Source organism: Streptomyces sp. NPDC102514 (assembly GCF_055584525.1).
On sequence record NZ_JBVJLW010000002.1, the window covers coordinates 713,930 to 730,709 of the forward strand.

The 16,780-nt window shown below is 71.6% G+C and carries 14 protein-coding genes; 2 read left to right on the forward strand and 12 right to left on the reverse strand.

From position 1 onward, the window contains the following. Positions 1-284: 284 nt before the first annotated feature. The 7 genes from ACZ60E_RS08025 to ACZ60E_RS08055 form a co-directional block, all read right to left on the reverse strand. On the reverse strand, positions 285-794 hold the full coding sequence (locus ACZ60E_RS08025; RefSeq protein WP_469438964.1) for an O-acetyl-ADP-ribose deacetylase: 510 nt from the start codon (positions 792-794) through the stop codon (positions 285-287). Then, the gene (locus ACZ60E_RS08030) at positions 791-2,200 is read right to left on the reverse strand and encodes a phytoene desaturase family protein (protein WP_469439017.1); all 1,410 of its coding nucleotides are present in this window, start codon (positions 2,198-2,200) and stop codon (positions 791-793) included. The genes ACZ60E_RS08025 and ACZ60E_RS08030 overlap by 4 nt, the downstream gene beginning before the upstream one ends. Positions 2,201-2,343: 143 nt before the next feature. Then, positions 2,344-3,189 (reverse strand): inositol monophosphatase family protein, encoded by an 846-nt coding sequence (locus tag ACZ60E_RS08035; RefSeq protein WP_453794640.1) that lies wholly within the window; start codon positions 3,187-3,189, stop codon positions 2,344-2,346. A gap of 137 nt (positions 3,190-3,326) precedes the next feature. Next, positions 3,327-5,228 (reverse strand): gamma-glutamyltransferase family protein, encoded by a 1,902-nt coding sequence (locus tag ACZ60E_RS08040; protein ID WP_469438965.1) that lies wholly within the window; start codon positions 5,226-5,228, stop codon positions 3,327-3,329. 127 nt (positions 5,229-5,355) lie between these two features. Beyond that, positions 5,356-6,018, reverse strand: a complete 663-nt coding sequence (locus ACZ60E_RS08045) for a DUF4232 domain-containing protein (RefSeq protein WP_469438966.1) — start codon at positions 6,016-6,018, stop codon at positions 5,356-5,358. A 35-nt stretch (positions 6,019-6,053) separates the two neighbouring features. Further along, entirely contained in the window at positions 6,054-6,722 is a 669-nt protein-coding gene (locus tag ACZ60E_RS08050) for a response regulator (protein ID WP_469438967.1), read from the reverse strand. Next, positions 6,719-7,819, reverse strand: a complete 1,101-nt coding sequence (locus ACZ60E_RS08055; RefSeq protein WP_469438968.1) for a sensor histidine kinase — start codon at positions 7,817-7,819, stop codon at positions 6,719-6,721. The genes ACZ60E_RS08050 and ACZ60E_RS08055 overlap by 4 nt, the downstream gene beginning before the upstream one ends. 167 nt (positions 7,820-7,986) lie before the next feature. Between ACZ60E_RS08055 and ACZ60E_RS08060 the strand changes: the two genes are divergently transcribed. Then, positions 7,987-9,054 carry a carboxymuconolactone decarboxylase family protein gene (locus ACZ60E_RS08060; protein ID WP_469438969.1) on the forward strand — a complete coding sequence of 356 codons (1,068 nt, stop codon included), beginning with the start codon at positions 7,987-7,989 and terminating at the stop codon, positions 9,052-9,054. A gap of 121 nt (positions 9,055-9,175) precedes the next feature. After that, positions 9,176-9,838, forward strand: coding sequence for a hypothetical protein (locus tag ACZ60E_RS08065; RefSeq protein WP_385835838.1), 663 nt, complete (start codon positions 9,176-9,178; stop codon positions 9,836-9,838). 30 nt (positions 9,839-9,868) lie between these two features. On the opposite strand, the gene ACZ60E_RS08070 is transcribed toward ACZ60E_RS08065, so the two are convergent. From ACZ60E_RS08070 to ACZ60E_RS08090, 5 genes are all read right to left on the reverse strand, one after another. Continuing rightward, entirely contained in the window at positions 9,869-11,437 is a 1,569-nt protein-coding gene (locus ACZ60E_RS08070; protein WP_469438970.1) for an NCS1 family nucleobase:cation symporter-1, read from the reverse strand. Between the two features lie 89 nt (positions 11,438-11,526). Further along, on the reverse strand, positions 11,527-12,546 hold the full coding sequence (locus tag ACZ60E_RS08075; RefSeq protein ID WP_469438971.1) for a TIGR03842 family LLM class F420-dependent oxidoreductase: 1,020 nt from the start codon (positions 12,544-12,546) through the stop codon (positions 11,527-11,529). A gap of 30 nt (positions 12,547-12,576) precedes the next feature. Continuing rightward, the gene (hydA, locus tag ACZ60E_RS08080) at positions 12,577-13,980 is read right to left on the reverse strand and encodes a dihydropyrimidinase (RefSeq protein WP_384806978.1); all 1,404 of its coding nucleotides are present in this window, start codon (positions 13,978-13,980) and stop codon (positions 12,577-12,579) included. Positions 13,981-14,114: 134 nt separating this feature from the next. After that, the gene (locus ACZ60E_RS08085; RefSeq protein WP_384806975.1) at positions 14,115-14,957 is read right to left on the reverse strand and encodes a nitrilase-related carbon-nitrogen hydrolase; all 843 of its coding nucleotides are present in this window, start codon (positions 14,955-14,957) and stop codon (positions 14,115-14,117) included. Between the two features lie 188 nt (positions 14,958-15,145). Further along, the gene (locus tag ACZ60E_RS08090) at positions 15,146-16,726 is read right to left on the reverse strand and encodes a PucR family transcriptional regulator (RefSeq protein ID WP_384806972.1); all 1,581 of its coding nucleotides are present in this window, start codon (positions 16,724-16,726) and stop codon (positions 15,146-15,148) included. Positions 16,727-16,780: the final 54 nt, after the last annotated feature.

Below are 16,780 nucleotides of genomic sequence, written 5' to 3' on the forward strand. Positions count from 1 at the left end.
ACGACAGTGGGGTGCGCGAACTGAGGGGCGTAAAGCGACTACTGGGCACAAAGGCACGTGGTGAGCCACAGAAACCCTAGAACCCGAACACAACAGCGGCAATGACCCTGTCGAACTCTGTGTGTTTCTGAGGGCTGCGCCGCAGGGGCAACCGTCCGGAGGCACCCGCCTTGATGGGTGCGGGTCCTGATGGGTGCCTGTCCTGACGGGTGCTCGTCCTGATGGCTTCCCGCGTTGATGGATGCCCTTCCTGTCAGGTGCTCGCCGGGGCTCCCTCGGTCCGGTCAGCCGACGCGCGCCGCGAACGCCTCGTACGCCGGCTCGTCGAAGAGGACGAATCTGACCTCGGTCACCGCGGTCTCCGTGTCCCGCACGGTCCCGACCGCGACACGCGCCGCGTCGTCCATCGGCCAGCCGAAGATGCCCGCGGAGACGGCCGGGAACGCGACGGTCCGCGCGCCCAGCTCGTCGGCGACCCGCAGGGATTCCCGGTAGCAGGAGACCAGCAGCTCGGACCGGTCCTCGTCGGCGCTGAAGACGGGGCCGACGGTGTGGATCACCCAGCGCGCGTCGAGCCGGCCGGCGGTGGTGGCGACGGCCTGTCCGGTGCGCAGGCCCTTGCCGTAGTGCGAGGCGCGCAGCTTGCGGCACTCGGCGAGGATCTCGGGTCCGCCGCGCCGGTGGATGGCGCCGTCCACGCCTCCGCCTCCCAGCAGCGAGGAGTTCGCCGCGTTCACGATGGCGTCCACGCTCTGCCGGGTGATGTCGCCGCGGACGAGTTCGATACCGGTCATGTCTGGCGCAGCCTCTTCCATACGGCCTTCGCCGCGTTGTGCCCGGACATGCCGTGCACGCCGGGACCCGGCGGGGTGGCCGAGGAGCAGATGAACACCGCCGGGTGCGGGGTGTTGTACGGGTACGCCGACAGCGTGGGCCGCAGCAGCAGTTGCAGGCCGGAGGCCGCGCCGCAACCGATGTCACCGCCCACGTAGTTGGCGTTGCGGGCGGCGAGTTCGGGCGGTCCCGCCGTGGCACGGGCGAGGACCCGGTCGCGGAAGCCGGGTGCGAACCGCTCCAGCTGGCGCTCGATCGTTTCGGTGAGGTCTCCGGTCCAGCCGCTCGGGACGTGCGCGTAGGCCCAGAACACGTGCTTTCCGGCCGGTGCGCGGGACGGGTCGACGACACTGGGCTGCACGGTGATCAGGAACGGCGCGTCGGGGGCCCGCTCCTCCCGGGAGGCGGCGCGCAGGGCGGTCCCGATCTCCTTGCGGTCCGCGCCGACCTGCACCGTGCCGGCCGCGCGGGCCTCCTTCGCGGTCCACGGCACCGGCCCGTCGAGCGCGTAGTCGATCTTGAAGACGCCCGCCCCGTACCGGTACCGGTCGTAGTGGTTCCCGAAGCCCGCGATCCGGCTCAGTGCGGTGGGCGAGGTGTCGAAGACGTACGCGCGCGCGGGCGGCAGGTCGTCGAGCCGCTTGACCTCGTAGTCCGTGTGGACGGCGCCGCCCAGGTCCTTGAGGTACGCGGTGAGCGCGTCGGAGATCGACTGGGAGCCGCCCCGGGCGACGGGCCAGCCCCTGGCGTGCGCGGCCAGCGCGAAGACGAGGCCGACGGCTCCGGTGGCGACACCGCCCAGCGGCGACATGACGTGGGCGACGAGCCCCGCGAACAGCGCCTTGGCCCGCTCGTCGCGGAACCTGCGCATCAGCCAGGTCGAGGGCGGCAGTCCGACCAGCCCGAAGCGGGCGAGGGTGACCGGGTCCCGGGGCAGCGCGCTGAGCGGCAGGGACATGAAGTCCTGTACGAGGGTGTCCCATCGGTGGGTGAAGGGCTCCACCAGCCTGCGGTACGTGCCCGCGTCCCGGGGTCCGAACGAGGCGGCCGTCTCCGCCACCGACCGCGACAGCACGGCCGCCGTGCCGTCCAGGAAGGGGTGTGCCATGGGCAGTTCGGGCTGCAGCCACTCCAGCCCGTACCGCCCCAGCGGCATCGCGCGGAAGGCGGGTGAGTTGACACCGAGGGGGTGCGCGGCCGAGCACGGGTCGTGCCGGAAGCCGGGCAGGGTCAGCTCCTCGGTGCGGGCACCTCCCCCGACGGTGTCGCGCGCCTCGAAGACGGCCACGGAGAAGCCGCGGCGGGCCAGCTCCACGGCAGCCGTCAGTCCGTTCGGCCCCGCACCCACCACGACGGCATCGAGCATCGACGGCACCTTCGGACTCCTTTGTCAGCCGATGGCCACTGACGGTCAGGATATGCCGGGCCTCCGACAGCGCCCGTCCCCGCCCCTCGCCCAGTCGTCACCCGAACCTGATCGGCCCCGCGCAGGCGCCGCTCAAGCGCTGCTCAGGCACCGCCCGACAGCAGTTCGAGGACCCGGCGGGCCGTGGCCGCGTCCCGCGCCGCCGTGAACGGAAGGGTGTTGCCGCCGGTTATGCGGAACGGCTCCCCCGCGAGGGTCAGGTGGGCGCCGCCCGCCTCCTCGACGAGCAGAAGGCCCGCCGCGTGGTCCCAGGCGGCCTCCCAGCTGAACGCGACGGCGTCCAACTCGCCGCGGGCGATGGCCAGGTACTCCAGTCCGGCGGAGCCGCAGGGGCGCGGGCCGACGCCCTGCGTGCGCAGGCCGAGCAGTGCCCGCTTCTGGTCGTCCGTCGTGTAGTCCGGGTGGGACGTGGCGACTTCGAGGTCACGGCCGGGGTCCGGCGCGCCCGCCAGGAGGGGTTCGCCGTCGAGCAGGGCGCCCCTGCCCCGTACGGCCACGGCGAGTTGGTCGCGGACCGGGGCGTACGTCCAGGACGCCAGCACGACGCCGCGCTGGGCGAGCGCGACCAGCGTGCAGAAGCCGGGGTCGCCGTGGACGAACTGGCGGGTGCCGTCGACCGGGTCGACGATCCAGACGGGCGCCTCGCCCTGCAGCGCCTCGTACGTCACCGGGTCCGCGTGGACCGCTTCCTCGCCGACCACGACCGAGCCGGGCAGCAGCTTGCCGAGCACCTCGGTGAGGTATTCCTCGGCCTTGCGGTCGGCGTCCGTGACCAGGTCGTGCGGGCCGCTCTTCTGGTCCACCTCGTGTGCCGCGAGCTGCCGGAAGCGCGGCATGATCTCGGTGGCTGCCGCCTCGCGGACGGCCTGTTCGACGTCTGCCGTGCGGTGTGCGAGAAACTCGTCGATGGTTTCCATGTGTTCGATCATGCCTCCATGAGAGCACGCGCCACTGACAATCCCCACCCGGTGGGTGCATCACGGGTGGAATCGGCATGAACAACGAGTACGCCGAGGCCGGCGCCTGCTTCGGTGACCGACACCCGCCCCAGCTGTCGGCACCGACATCAGCGGCCGACCGCGTACCCCTGCATCCCGCGGGGGTTCGCCGCCGCAGACAGGATGCCGGTCCGCGGGTTCCGGGCGACCGCGCACAGGCGCCCCTCGGACCAGGCGTCGCCGATCTGGACGTCATGGCCCCTGCGGCGCAGTTCGGCGACGACCCCGGGGTCCGTGCGGGACTCGACCGTCACGCTGCCGGGGCGCATCCCGCGCGGGTAGAAGGAGCCGGGGAAGCTGTCGTTGTGCCAGTTGGGGGCGTCGATCGCGCCCTGGAGGTCGGGGCCGCCGCGCACTTCCGGGCGCAGGGCGACGGCCAGGAAGAAGTGCAGCTGCCACTGGTCCTGCTGGTCGCCGCCGGGCGTGCCGAAGGCCATGACGGGGACGCCGTCCCGCAGGGCGAGCGACGGGGTGAGCGTCGTGCGCGGACGGCGGCCCGGGGTCAGGGAGTTGGGCAGTCCCTCGTCCAGCCAGGCCATCTGGAGCCGGGTGCCGAGCGGGAAGCCCAGCTCGGGCACGACCGGGTTGGACTGGAGCCAGCCGCCGCTGGGCGTGGCCGCGACCATGTTGCCCCAGCGGTCGACGATGTCGAGGTGGCAGGTGTCGCCCCGGGTGCCACCGTCCGCCGAGACGTCGGGCTCGCCGGGCACGGGAGACGTCGGCGGCTTGGCCACGGTCGGCTCGCCGGCCCCTTCGGCCCCTCGCGCCACGGTCGGCTCCCCCGCGCCCGGCGCCGCGAGCGCGTCGAACCCGCCCTCCCCCGAGGCCACCACGCGCGCGTGCCCGCTGAGCAACGGGGTCCGGCCGCCGGGGCTCCCCGGCCGCAGCTCGTGGGAGGCCTTCTCGCCGACCAGCGCCCGCCGCCCGGCGTTGTACTCGGGCGACAACAGTTCCGCCAGCAGCTCCGCCGGGGGCACCTCGCCCGCGTCCCCGTACCAGGCCTCCCGGTCGGCCATCGCGAGCTTGCAGCCCTCGATCAGCAGGTGCGTGTACTCGGCGGAGCCGTACCGGGGCAGCTCGGGCGGCAGCAGGGCCAGCTGCTGGAGGAGCACCGGGCCCTGGCTCCAGGGCCCGGCCTTGCACAGGGTCCAGCCCCGCCAGTCGTAGGTGGCCGGAGTTTCGTAGGACGCGGACCAGGAGGCCAGGTCGGCCGCGGTGAGCGTGCCGGAGTGGTGCTCGCCGCTGGTGTCCCGCGTGGGCCGGCCTGCCTGCCGTACGAGCGCCTCGGCGATGAAGCCCTCGCGCCAGATCCGCCGCGCGGCCTCGATCTGCGCGATGCGGCGGTCGCCCTCCTGCGCCTCGGCCGCCCCGGCGGACTCCGCGATGAGCCGCGTCCAGGTCGCGGCCAGCGCGGGATTGCGGAACAGCTCGCCGGTCCGCGGAGGCTCCCCGCCCGGCAGATACACCTCGGCGGACGACGTCCACTCGGTCTCGAACAGCTCCCGTACGGTCTCCACGGTCTGGCCGACCCGCTCCACGGGCGCGTGCCCGTCCCGCGCGTACCCGACGGCGTACTTCAGGACGTCGGCCAGGGACTTCGTGCCGTGGTCGCGGAGCAGCAGCATCCACGCGTCGAAGGCGCCGGGCACGGCGGCGGCGAGGGGTCCGGTGCCGGGAACGAGGTCCAGGCCCAGTCCCCTGTAATGGGCGATGGTGGCCCCGGCCGGTGCCACGCCCTGACCGCACAGGACCCGTACCTCGCCGCCCGCCGGGGCGAGGATGATCGGCACCTCACCGGCGGGCCCGTTGAGGTGCGGCTCGACGACGTGCAGCACGAAACCCGCGGCGACGGCGGCGTCGTACGCGTTGCCGCCGTCCTCCAGCACGGCCATCGCCGACTGCGAGGCGAGCCAGTGCGTGGAGGACACCATTCCGAAGGTGCCCTGGAGCGTGGGTCGGGTCGTGAACACGGGGAACTCCTCACTGCGGGACGGGCCTGCGGCCCGCGGATCACGAACTGCGGACTGCGGCCCGCGGACTGCGGGGCAGGTGCCGGACCGCGGGCCAGGACGTCCGGCGATGGTACGCAGACTGCCGTTACGGGCGGTCCGAGGGCTGCCAGGCCGTCGTCCCGAGGACGTTCTCCGGGCCGATGTCGAGCGGGTACGGCGGCCGTACGGTCACCGTGTCGTCGCCCTTCTTCGGAGCGACGCGGAGGTACACGCCGCTGCTGTTGTTCATCCGCCAGTACAGGGCCGCGTGTGCGGACTCCCCGGGGGCGAGCGTCAGCGGCCGGGGGCCGGGATCCTCCGGAGCCATGGACACCTGGTCCGTGCCCTCGACGGTCCGCACACCCGGGAACGGGTCACCCGACGCGTCCAGGACGGTGATGGCCGGATACCCGTTCAACTTGCGTGGTTCGTCGGCGCAGTTGGTGACGTCGAGGCCCATCGCGCGCAGCCCCATCGCCGCGTCGCCCTGATCGGCCGCGAAGCGCAGACCGGACTTGGGGCAGTCCTCCGTCTGCTGACCGGGGACGGTCGGGGAGGGGGTCTGGGAGGGTTCGGAGGTCACGGGCCCGGGTGTGGGTGAGGGCGGTACCACCGCGAGGGACGGCGTCGGCGTGGGCGTGCGTTCGGGGTTGCTCTCCCGGTCCAGTTCGGCGGAGAGCCCGCACCCGCTCGCCCCCAGCACCGGTGCCACCACCAACAGGCAGACGAGGGCGGCACTGCGGAACGGCCTGGCTCGTGTAGCGATCACCCGCCGATCATCACACGAGCCCCCGGCGAAGGCCCTCACTCCACCCGTCCTCGTGCGGCGACCAGCCCCGACTCGTAGGCGAACACGACCAGTTGGGCGCGGTCGCGGGCGCCCAGTTTGGTCATCGCGCGGCTGATGTGGGTCTTGGCGGTGAAGGGGCTGATGACCATGTGGGCGGCGATCTCCTCGTTGGTGAGGCCGCGGGCGGCGAGCGCGGTGACCTCGCGCTCCCGGCGGGTCAGGCACTCCAGGCCCGGTGCCTTCGCCCGGTCCGGCGGCCGGGACACGAACTCCCCGATCAGCGTGCGGGTGACGGACGGCGACAGCAGGGCCTCGCCGCGCGTGACGACCTCAATGGCCTGGAGCAGATCCGCGGGCTCGGTGTCCTTGAGCAGGAAGCCGCTGGCCCCGGCCCGCAGCGCCTCGAAGACGTACTCGTCGAGGCCGTAGTTGGTCAGTATCACCACGCGCACGCCTGAGAGCCGTGGGTCGGCGGCGATGCGGCGGGTCGCCTCGATGCCCGTCATCACCGGCATCTGCACGTCGACGAGGGCGATGTCCGGCACGTGCTCGCGCACCAGCGCCACACCCTGCTCGCCGTCGGCCGCCTCGCCGACCACCTCGATGCCGTCCTCGGCGTCCAGGAGGGCCCGGAACCCGGCCCGCATGAGCGCCTGGTCGTCGATGAGCGCGACCCGGATCACGCGTGTTCCAGCGGCAGGCCGGCCCGTACCGAGAAGCCGCCCTCTTCGCGCGGGGCGGCGCGCAGGGTGCCGCCGAGTGCCGTGACGCGTTCGCGCATGCCGGTGAGCCCGATGCCCTCGGCGGGCGGACAGGACGGTTCGGCGGTTCCGTCGTCGTCGACGCGTATCGTCAACTCACCTTCTCCGTAGTCGAGTCGCACGGCGACCTTGGCGGGTCCCGCGTGTCTTGCGGCGTTCGTGAGGGCTTCCTGGACGATGCGGTACGCGGCACGGTCCACGGTCGCCGCCAGCGGGCGCTCGCGGCCCGTCACGGTCAGGTCGACGGCGAGACCGGCCGCGCGGGCCCGCTCCACGAGCAGCGCGGGCGTGCCGGTCGGCTCGTCGGTGCGCAGGATGTCCAGCGTGGCCCGCAGTTCGCGCATGGCCTCCCCGCCGGCCTCCTGGATGGCCAGCAGGGCAGGAGGTATCTCCTCGCCGCGCTTGCGCGCGAGATGGACGGCGACGCCCGCCTGGAGCTTGACGATGGAGATGCTGTGGGTCAGGGAGTCGTGCAACTCCCTCGCTATGCGCAGGCGTTCCTCCCCGGCGCGGCGCAGGGCCGCCTCCTCGCGGGTGCGCTCGGCCTCCAGGGCGCGCTGTTCGGTCTGGCGCAGATACGCCTGCCAGTTACGGCCCGCGAGGCCGCTGACCACAGCGCACAGGAACCAGCCCGCGAGCAGCACGGCCCGTTCGACGGTGCTGTGGGCGACCGGGCCCGCCGCGAGATACGCGCCGAGGAACACGGCGCCCGCGACCGCGCCGACGGCCCGGTGTCCCGCCTGCGCCGCGAGGTGGACGGCGGTCACCACGGGCAGGGCGGCCACCGGCCCCGGCTGCGCGTGCAGCGCGTGGGCGCTGAGGGCCGCGGTCGTGAGGGCGAGCACCACCTGGGGTGCCTTGCGGTACGCGGCCAGGGCGAGCGAGCCGGCCACGATCAGCGCGAGGTCGAGCGCGGTGGTGTCCTGGTCGAGGGCCGCCGCGGACACGGTGACGGCGCCGATCACGACGGCGATTGCCACGTCGGCGAGCCGCTTGAGGAGTGCCTGGTCCGCGCTCATGTCCGTACCGTAGACCGCCGGACGGACAGCGGCGTCAGCCCTGTGGACAACTCCCGCACTACTCCCCCCGCAGTAGTGGGAGGTGCCGGGCGGTCGGGCCGGCGCACCGCCAACTGCCTCCGGCCGTACGACGCGTGGGGGTGCCCCGGCGGGCCAGGGTTCTTCCCATGACCGCAGCCTTCCTGACCGCGCCGTTCACGACCGCGCCGTTCCGTCACACCGAACCCCTGCCGCCCAGGTCCGCCACCGGCCGCACCGCGGAGGTGTACCGGCAGCTCGCGGAGGACTTCGGTATCGAGAGCGCCTCCACCTTCGTCGTCCTGTCCTCCTCGCCGGACCTGATGGCCGCCGCCTGGGCGCTGATGCGGGAGTCGCTGCTCGCGGGCGAGGGCAGCCGCACCGGAAAGGAGCTGGCCGCGTTCGGGGTGTCCCGGGCCAACAAGTGCCCGTTCTGCGTGGACGCGCACACGCTCCTGCTGCACGCCACCGGCGACCACGCCCTCGCGGAGCGCCTGGCCCGCGGGAAGGCCCCGGAGAGGGAGATCCAGGCGCGCATGGTCGCCTGGGGCGAGGCGACCCGGGTCCCGGGCAGCCCGGAACTCACCCCGCTGCCCTTCTTCGTCCGGCACACCGCCGCGTACGTGGGCACCGCCCTGGCCTTCCACTTCATCAACCGGATCGTCTCGGCCCTGTTGACCGAGAACCTGCTGCCGGGCAACGTCCAGCGGTTCAGGTCGGTCCGCAGCCTCGTCGGGCGTTCCGTGGCGAAGACCGTGCGCCGGCGCCTCGTCCCGGGCACGAGCCTCGCCCTCCTCGACGGCGACGCGGGCGCCGGCCCGGCCTGGGCGGCCGGCACGACGGTCGGTCCGGCCTACGCGGCACTGCGGGCCGCGGCCATGGCGGGCTCCTCGCTGCTGACCGAGGCCGACCAGAACCTCGTACGGGACACGGTCGCGGTCTGGGACGGCACGCATCAGCCGGTGGTCTGGGACGCCCTGCCCGGACGCGCGGACCGGCCCGGGGCGCGGCTGGCGCTGCTGGCGGCGCTGGCTCCGTACCGGATCACCGACGAGGACGTGGCCGCCTGGAAGAAGCCGCCGTTCACGGACCACTGCCTGGTCGAGCTGATCGCGTACGGGGCGTTCACCGCCGTGGACCGTATCGAGCGCGCGCTGCCCCTTCAGGCCGCCGTAAGCGACTCGGCACGCGACTCGGCACGTCGAGTGACCCGGTAAGTACTGTCACCGCCCGGACACGGGCAGGCACGGAGCGAGTTCGCACTTCCGCCCCACAGCCACGCGTGTGACACTGGCGTCCCGTCCGCAGTGCGGACCCCTCCGCACCGTCCCCCACGAAATGTGCGCCGTGCGATCTCTTCCTCTCGCTCTCACCGCGCGTCTGGCGCCGGTCGTCGTGCTCGCCACGGCGGGCTGGGCGCTGTCGTCCGGGCCGCTCGCCGCGACTCCGGCAACGGAGAAGAAGGCCGCCCCCGACGGCGAGAGATCCCCGTCGGCGCCCGCGACCGCCGCGGCGGTCCGCACCTACCGCGACTCCCCCGCGCCCTGCGAGGGCATCACGAAGAAGACGGTGACCGCGCTGGTGCCGGGCGCCAAGACGGCCGGCAAGGAGATCCCGTCGACCGACGAGTCGCTGCGCCGCACCTGTTCCTGGAACGCGCTCAAGTCGTTCGACTACCGCTGGCTGGACATCTCGTACGAGATCAAGAAATCGGACGAGACCGCCCTCGCCGCGTACAAGCAGCGCACCACGGAGAAGAGCGGCGGCGGTGAGGTCCCCGGCGTCGGCGACGAGGCCTACTCGGTGGTGAACCTCACCACCGACGACAAGCAGCAGACACGCGAGGGCATGGTGATCGTCCGCGCGTCCAACGCCCTGGTGGTCGTCACGTACAACGGCAGCGACTTCGAGTCGAAGAAGGCGCCCGGTACGGACGAGATCAACAAGGGCGCGATCAAGGCCGCCAAGGAGGGGATGGCCGCGCTGGAGGCCGCCCAGTAGCGGGCGGCTCCCGGCGCGGCCGGACCGCCGTCAGGCGGCCTTGTGCAGGGACTGCTCCCGTTCGGCCCGTGCCACGGGTGCCATCAGGGCGACGTACAGGATGAGCGACGAGGCGACGCCGACCGCCCATCCGTAGTCCGCGAGCGGCTTGAGGAACGGGATGAGTCCGTCGACGGGGAACGGGCCGAGCTTCGCGCCCTTCGCGTCGACGGTCGAGTACGAGCCGCCGACGGCCAGGACACCGCCGACCACGAAGGCCAGCACCGCCCGCCAGTTCCAGCCGTTCGTGTACCAGTAGCGTCCGCCGGGCGTGTAGAGGTCCGCGAGGTGCAGGACCGTACGGCGGACGATCCAGTAGTCGGCGATCAGGATGCCCGCGACCGTACCGAGCAGCCCGCCGACCACCCCGAGCCAGGTGAAGATGTAGAACTCCGGGGTGGAGATCAGCTTCCAGGGGAAGATCAGGATGCCGATGACACCCGTGATGAGCGCCCCGGTACGGAAGTTGATGAATTTCGGCGCCAGGTTGGACAGGTCGTACGCCGGTGAGACCACGTTCGCCGCGATGTTCACGGAGATCGTGGCGATCAGCACGATGAAGAGCGCGAAGAGCAGTCCGAAGGCGCTGTCCGTCTTCGCGGCGAGGGCGACCGGGTCCCAGATGGCCTCTCCGTAGACGGCCTCCGAGCCGGAGGTGACCAGCACGGCGAGGATCGCGAAGAGCGTCATCGTCGTAGGCAGCCCAAGGCTCTGCCCCCAGGTCTGCGCCTTCTGGCTGGCGCCGAAGCGGGTGAAGTCGGGGATGTTCAGGGACAGCGTCGCCCAGAAGCCGATCATGCCCATCAGGGCCGGGAAGAAGACCGTCCAGAAGTCGGTGCCCCAGCCGAGCTTCGAGGGCTGGTCGAGCAGCGCGCCGAAGCCGTCGGCCTTGACGGCGATCCAGATCAACAGCACGAACGCGCCGACGATCACGACGGGCGCGGCCCAGTTCTCGAAGCGCCGCAGGAAGTCCATACCGCGGTAGATGATCGCGATCTGCACGGCCCAGAAGAGCAGGAAGCACAGCCACAGCGGCCAGGGGTTGCCGGCGATCTGTCCGGCCTTCTCCCACTCCCCGCCGGTCAGCTTGGAGCCGAGGGCGAAGATGCCGCTGCCGCCGATCCAGGTCTGGATGCCGAACCAGCCGCAGGCCACGGCCGCCCGGATCAGCGCCGGGATGTTGGCCCCGCGCAGCCCGAAGGAGGCACGGGCCAGCACGGGGAAGGGGATGCCGTACTTGGGCCCGGCGTGTCCGGTGGCCAGCATCGGCAGCAGCACGATGACGTTGGCCAGCGCGATCGTGAAGACGGCCTGCTTCCAGTCCATCCCGAGGGCGACCAGACCGGAGGCCAGGGTCCAGCTGGGAATGCAGTGCGCCATGGAGATCCACAGCGCCGCGAAGTTGTACGTCGTCCACTTGCGCTCGGCGACCGGGACGGGACGCAGGTCCTCGTTGGCGAAGGGACTGCTCTCGGGGAAGGCTCCGGGGCGGAGTTCGATCCGCCCCTCGGTGTCGGTGGACTGGGTTATCGGTGGCCCTGTGGGGACGGTTTCGGTCATGAGCAGGCCAATCAATGAGGCGGGACGGGAAAGGCCGTGCGGGTGGAGTTCTCAGGGCGCAGTCAACAGTTGACGGCGGAGAATGACCGTCAACTGTTGACCGCGGGAATGACCGTCGATCCGTACGCTTCGATGACCTCCTCCTGCGCGTCGTGCATGTCGTACAGGGCGAACTGGTCGACGCCCAGCTCCCGCAGGGCGTTCAGCTTCGCGATGTGCTGCTCGGCCGTGCCGATCAGACAGAACCGGTCGACGATCTCGTCCGGCACGAACTGGGTGTCGGGGTTTCCGCTGCGCCCGTGGTGGGAGTAGTCGTAGCCCTCGCGGGACTTGATGTAGTCGGTGAGTTCGTCGGGGACGGCGGCGGAGTGCTCGCCGTACTTGGAGACCAGGTCGGCGACGTGGTTGCCGACCATGCCGCCGAACCAGCGGCACTGCTCCCGCGCGTGGGCGAGCGCCCCGGGCGAGTCGTCCTCGGTGATGTAGGCGGGCGCGGCCACACAGATCTTGACGTCGGCCGGGTCGCGTCCGGCCTCGGCCGCCGCGGTCCTCACCGCCTTGACCATGTACTCGGTGAGATACAGGTCGGCGAGCTGGAGGATGAAACCGTCCGCCTCCTCGCCGGTCATCTTCAGGGCCTTGGGCCCGTACGCGGCCATCCAGACGGGGAGTTCGGCGCCCGGCTTGATCCACGGGAACCTGATCACCGTGCCGCCGAGGTCGGCCTCGTCGCCGCGCCCCAGCGCCCGGATGACCTTCATGGCCTCACTGATCCGCGCGAGGGTGTTGGGCTTGCGGCCGGCCACACGCATGGCCGAGTCGCCGCGTCCGATCCCGCAGACCGTGCGGTTGCCGAACATGTCGTTGAGCGTGGCGAAGGTAGAGGCGGTGACCTCCCAGGTGCGGGTGCCCGGGTTCGTCACCATCGGGCCGACCTTCAGCTTCGTGGTGTTGGACAGGATCTGGCTGTAGATCACGAACGGCTCCTGCCAGAGCACGGCGGAGTCGAAGGTCCAGCCGTACGTGAAGCCGTTGCGCTCGGCCCGCTTCATCAGGCTGATGACGCGGGAGGCAGGTGGGTCTGTCTGCAGGACGAGTCCGAAGTCCATGGCGCCACTCCTGGTCGCTCGGAGAAGGGTTCAGAGGAGGTACTGACAGGTGGAGCGGGGGGTGTAACTGCCGTGCCCGGCACGGCCGGTGAACTTCCGCTCGGTGATGACGTCCTCGCCGCGCGACAGGACCGTCTCGACGCGGCCGGTGGTGCGCCTGCCCTCGTACGCCGAGTAGTCGACGTTCATGTGATGGGTCTCGGCGGACATGATCTGCTCGGCGTGCGGGTCGTAGATGACGACGTCCGCGTCGGCGCCCGGCGCGATCGTCCCCTTCTTCGGATACAGGCCGAACATCCGGGCCGGGGTCGCGCAGGCGATCTCGATCCAGCGGCGGCGCGAGATGTGCCCGTCGACCACGGCCTGGTGCAGCAGGTCCATCCGGTTCTCGACGCCCGGCAGACCGTTGGGGATCTTCGAGAAGTCGCCCCGGCCCAGCTCCTTCTGGCCCACGAAGCAGAAGGGGCAGTGGTCGGTGGAGACGACCTGGAGGTCGTTGGTGCGCAGACCGCGCCACAGGGCGGCCTGGTGCTCCTTGGGCCGCAGCGGCGTCGAGCACACGTACTTCGCGCCCTCGAAGTCCGGCTCCGCGAGGTTGTCCGTCGACAGGAACAGGTACTGCGGACAGGTCTCGCCGAAGACGTTCAGGCCCTCGTCGCGGGCCCGCGCCAGCTCGGCGACGGCCTCCGTGGCCGAGACGTGCACGACGTACAGCGGGGCGCCGGCCACCTGGGCGAGCTTGATGGCGCGGTGGGTCGCCTCGGCTTCGAGGAGGGCCTTGCGGACCTCGCCGTGGTAACGGGGGTCGGTCTCGCCCCGGGCCAGCGCCTGCTCCACGAGCACGTCGATCGCGATGCCGTTCTCGGCGTGCATCATGATCAGGCCGCCGTTCTCGGCGGAGCGCTGCATGGCGCGCAGGATCTGGCCGTCGTCGCTGTAGAAGACGCCGGGGTAGGCCATGAACTGCTTGAAGGAGGTGACACCCTCCTCGACCAGCAGGTCCATCTCCTTGAGGGTGTCCTGGTTGACGTCGGAGACGATCATGTGGAAGCCGTAGTCGATGGCGCACTTGCCGTCGGCCTTGGCGTTCCAGGCGTCCAGACCCTCGCGCAGGGAGCGGCCGACGCTCTGGACCGCGAAGTCGATGATCGTCGTCGTGCCGCCCCAGGCGGCGGCGCGGGTGCCGGTCTCGAAGGTGTCGGAGGCGAAGGTGCCGCCGAAGGGCAGTTCCATGTGGGTGTGGGCGTCGACTCCGCCCGGGATCACGTATTTGCCGGTGGCGTCGATGGTGCGGTCGGCCGTCCAGGCGTCGGCGGTGGGGGTGCCGGTGGCTGCGAGGGCGACGATTCGGGTGTCCTCGATGAGGACGTCCGCGTGGAGTTCGTCGGAAGCGGTGATTACCAGACCACCGCGGATGACTGTACGGGTGCTCATGATTCCTCTCCTGTCTGTCCTGACGGGCACCTCCGGTGGAGGGCGGTGGGTACGTGCGGGTGCGTCGTGGCTGGTCGCGCCCACGCGGCGGAGCCGCATGATGTCGCAGCCCCGCGCCCCTTACGGGGCCCCGCTCAGGGAGCCGTCAGGGGGCCGTACGCGTCCGGTCGGCGGTCCCGGTAGAACTGCCAGCGGTCCCGGACCGTGCGGAGTTTCTCCATGTCCAGGTCGCGGACGACGAGTTCGGGCTCCTTGTCGCTCGCCACCTCTCCGACGAACTGTGCTTCCGGGTCCACGAAGTACGAGGTCCCGTAGAAGTCGTTGGAGCCCAGTTCCTCCACTCCCACGCGGTTGATGGCGCCCACGAAGTACTCGTTGGCGACGGCCGCCGCCGGCTGCTCCAACTGCCAGAGGTAGGCGGACAGTCCGCGCGAGGTGGCCGACGGGTTGAACACGATCTCGGCCCCGGCCAGCCCGAGGGCACGCCAGCCCTCCGGGAAGTGCCGGTCGTAGCAGATGTAGACGCCGACCTTGCCGACCGCGGTGTCGAAGACCGGCCAACCGCTGTTGCCGGGACGGAAGTAGAACTTCTCCCAGAAGCCCTCGACCTGCGGGATGTGGTGCTTGCGGTACTTGCCGAGGTACGAGCCGTCGGCGTCGATCACCGCCGAGGTGTTGTAGAGGACGCCGGGCTGCTCCTCCTCGTACATCGGCAGGACGAGGACGATGCCCAACTCCGCTGCCAGGGACTGGAATCGGCGGACGATCGGGCCCTCGGGGATCTGCTCGGCGTACTCGTAGAACGCCTTGTCCTGGACCTGGCAGAAGTACGGGCCGTAGAACAGCTCCTGGAAGCAGAGGACTTGGGCGCCCTGCGCGGCCGCGTCCCGGACCGCCTGCTCGTGGACCTGGATCATCGATTCCTTGTCGCCCGTCCATGCGGTCTGGAAGACGGCGGCGCGGATCACTCTGCTCATCGGGACCTCCGGTCGCTGGGTGTGCTGGGGCGGGCGTCGGAAGTGCCGTCGTCCGCCCCAGGAGCTTAGGAAGCCGTAGGAGGGACTTTGAGTTGCAGCGTGTCACGTCTGCGGGCGTGTGGCGTTCCACGGTGTCACCCTTGCGAAGGCCCATGTTTCACCACCGTTTTCCCAGGTCGTTCCAGGTTTCAGCGTTGTTGCGCGTCGTGCGCGAGGAGGGCGATGTGGATGGAGGCGGCCTGTTCGAAGTCGTCGAGGTCGACCCCGAGCCGCGCCTCTATGGACTCAAGCCGCCGGTACAGCGCGGGCCGCGAGACATGGTGGAGCTGCGCGGTGCGCGACTTGTTGCGGCCGGTGGCGAGATACGTCCGCAGCACCGGCAGCAGTTCCGCCTCCGCGTCGGCGCCGCACAGCAGCCCGTCCAACTCCCGTTCCGCGAAGGACTGGACGTGCGGGTCGTCGCGCAACAGCCGTACCAGTCCGCGCAGATGTACGTCCCTCAGCCGCACCACGGCCGGCAGGTCCAGGTCGGCCGGGCTCTCGGCCACCGAGTCGGCCACGTGCCGGGCCTCGCGCAGTCCCGCGGGCACGTCGTCCCACCCGGTCCGCGCGTCCGCGGCGGCGACGACGGCCGCGGACGCCCGCTCCCGTGGAACTCCGTCACCCGGTTCCGTACGCAGCCGGGTGGCGAAGTGCGCGGCGAGGGCTTCGGCGTCCTGGTCCCTGGCGAGGCTCAGCAGGACGGCGGTGACCCCGTCGGCCAGTTCGGCGACGAGCCCGGGGAGCCCCAACAGCCGCAGTACGCGAGCGAGTTGCGCCGCGCCGACACCTCGTACGGCCAGCGGTACGAACGTCCGCCGGTTGACCGGCAGTCCGGCCGCGCGGGCCCGGGGCAGCAGGTGCCGGGCCGGTACGGCTCCGGAGACGAGGTCGGTGAGCAGGCTCTGCGCGGACTGCTCCTCCCAGGAGTGCGCGGGGCCGCCGAGCATCCGGTGCAGGACGAGTGCCTCGGCGGCGCGGTCGGCGAGGAGCCGGCCTGTGGCGGTGTCGCCGCGGTAGCCGCAGAGCACGATGCGGCCCCAGCGCTCCCCGCGTCCGCCCAGTTCGGCGCGGACCCAGCCGTCGCCCTCGCTGCCGCCCGCCTGCCGCGCGATGCGCTCCCAGTCGCGCAGCACGTCGTCGACGGCGGACCGCTCCCCCGCCGTGGCGAGGACCCGGTGGGCGAGGTTGGTGACGACCACCGGGCAGGCGCTGTGGCCGGCGATCTCGTCGAGGAGCCGTTGCAGCGGGGCGCCCGTCGTGATGAGCCCGGTCAGCGCGGTCCGTACGGCCTCCGAGAGGCTGACGGCCGCGAACTTCCTTCGTACGAGCCGGGACTGGACCTCTTCGGTGAGTTCGGCGAAGGGGAACGGGCGGTGCAGGACCACCATCGGCAGCCCGCACCGCTCGGCGGCCCTGCGCATCACCTCGGGCGGCGCGGGAAAGGCCCGGCCGAGTCCGAGGACGACGGCCGAGGCCTCCGCGCGGTGCAGGGAGCGGATGTACTCGGCCTGCGCCTCCCGGTCGCCCGCGAGCAGCACGCCGGTGGTGAGGACCATCTCGCCGCCGCTGAGCATCACCCCGACGTCGGCGGCCTCGGCGACGTGCACCCAGCGCACGGGCCGGTCGAGCTGGCCCGCGCCCGCCACCACCTCGGGCTCCCCGGCGAGCACCCGTTCCAGGGCGAGGATCTGCCGGACCGACAGGGCGGGTTCCGAGGCGGTCGTCATCAGGGCGAACCTTCAATCTCGCGGTGCCGAACACTCCTCGGAGCCGACGTCGGT

Coding starts and splice junctions, on each gene's coding strand:
- ACZ60E_RS08025 (WP_469438964.1), bottom strand. CDS start 794: ATGACCGGTATCGAACTCGTCCGCGGCGACATCACCCGGCAGAGCGTG.
- ACZ60E_RS08030 (WP_469439017.1), bottom strand. CDS start 2,200: ATGCTCGATGCCGTCGTGGTGGGTGCGGGGCCGAACGGACTGACGGCT.
- ACZ60E_RS08035 (WP_453794640.1), bottom strand. CDS start 3,189: ATGATCGAACACATGGAAACCATCGACGAGTTTCTCGCACACCGCACG.
- ACZ60E_RS08055 (WP_469438968.1), bottom strand. CDS start 7,819: ATGAGCGCGGACCAGGCACTCCTCAAGCGGCTCGCCGACGTGGCAATC.
- ACZ60E_RS08060 (WP_469438969.1), top strand. CDS start 7,987: ATGACCGCAGCCTTCCTGACCGCGCCGTTCACGACCGCGCCGTTCCGT.
- ACZ60E_RS08065 (WP_385835838.1), top strand. CDS start 9,176: ATGTGCGCCGTGCGATCTCTTCCTCTCGCTCTCACCGCGCGTCTGGCG.
- ACZ60E_RS08070 (WP_469438970.1), bottom strand. CDS start 11,437: ATGACCGAAACCGTCCCCACAGGGCCACCGATAACCCAGTCCACCGAC.
- ACZ60E_RS08075 (WP_469438971.1), bottom strand. CDS start 12,546: ATGGACTTCGGACTCGTCCTGCAGACAGACCCACCTGCCTCCCGCGTC.
- hydA (WP_384806978.1), bottom strand. CDS start 13,980: ATGAGCACCCGTACAGTCATCCGCGGTGGTCTGGTAATCACCGCTTCC.
- ACZ60E_RS08085 (WP_384806975.1), bottom strand. CDS start 14,957: ATGAGCAGAGTGATCCGCGCCGCCGTCTTCCAGACCGCATGGACGGGC.
- ACZ60E_RS08090 (WP_384806972.1), bottom strand. CDS start 16,726: ATGACGACCGCCTCGGAACCCGCCCTGTCGGTCCGGCAGATCCTCGCC.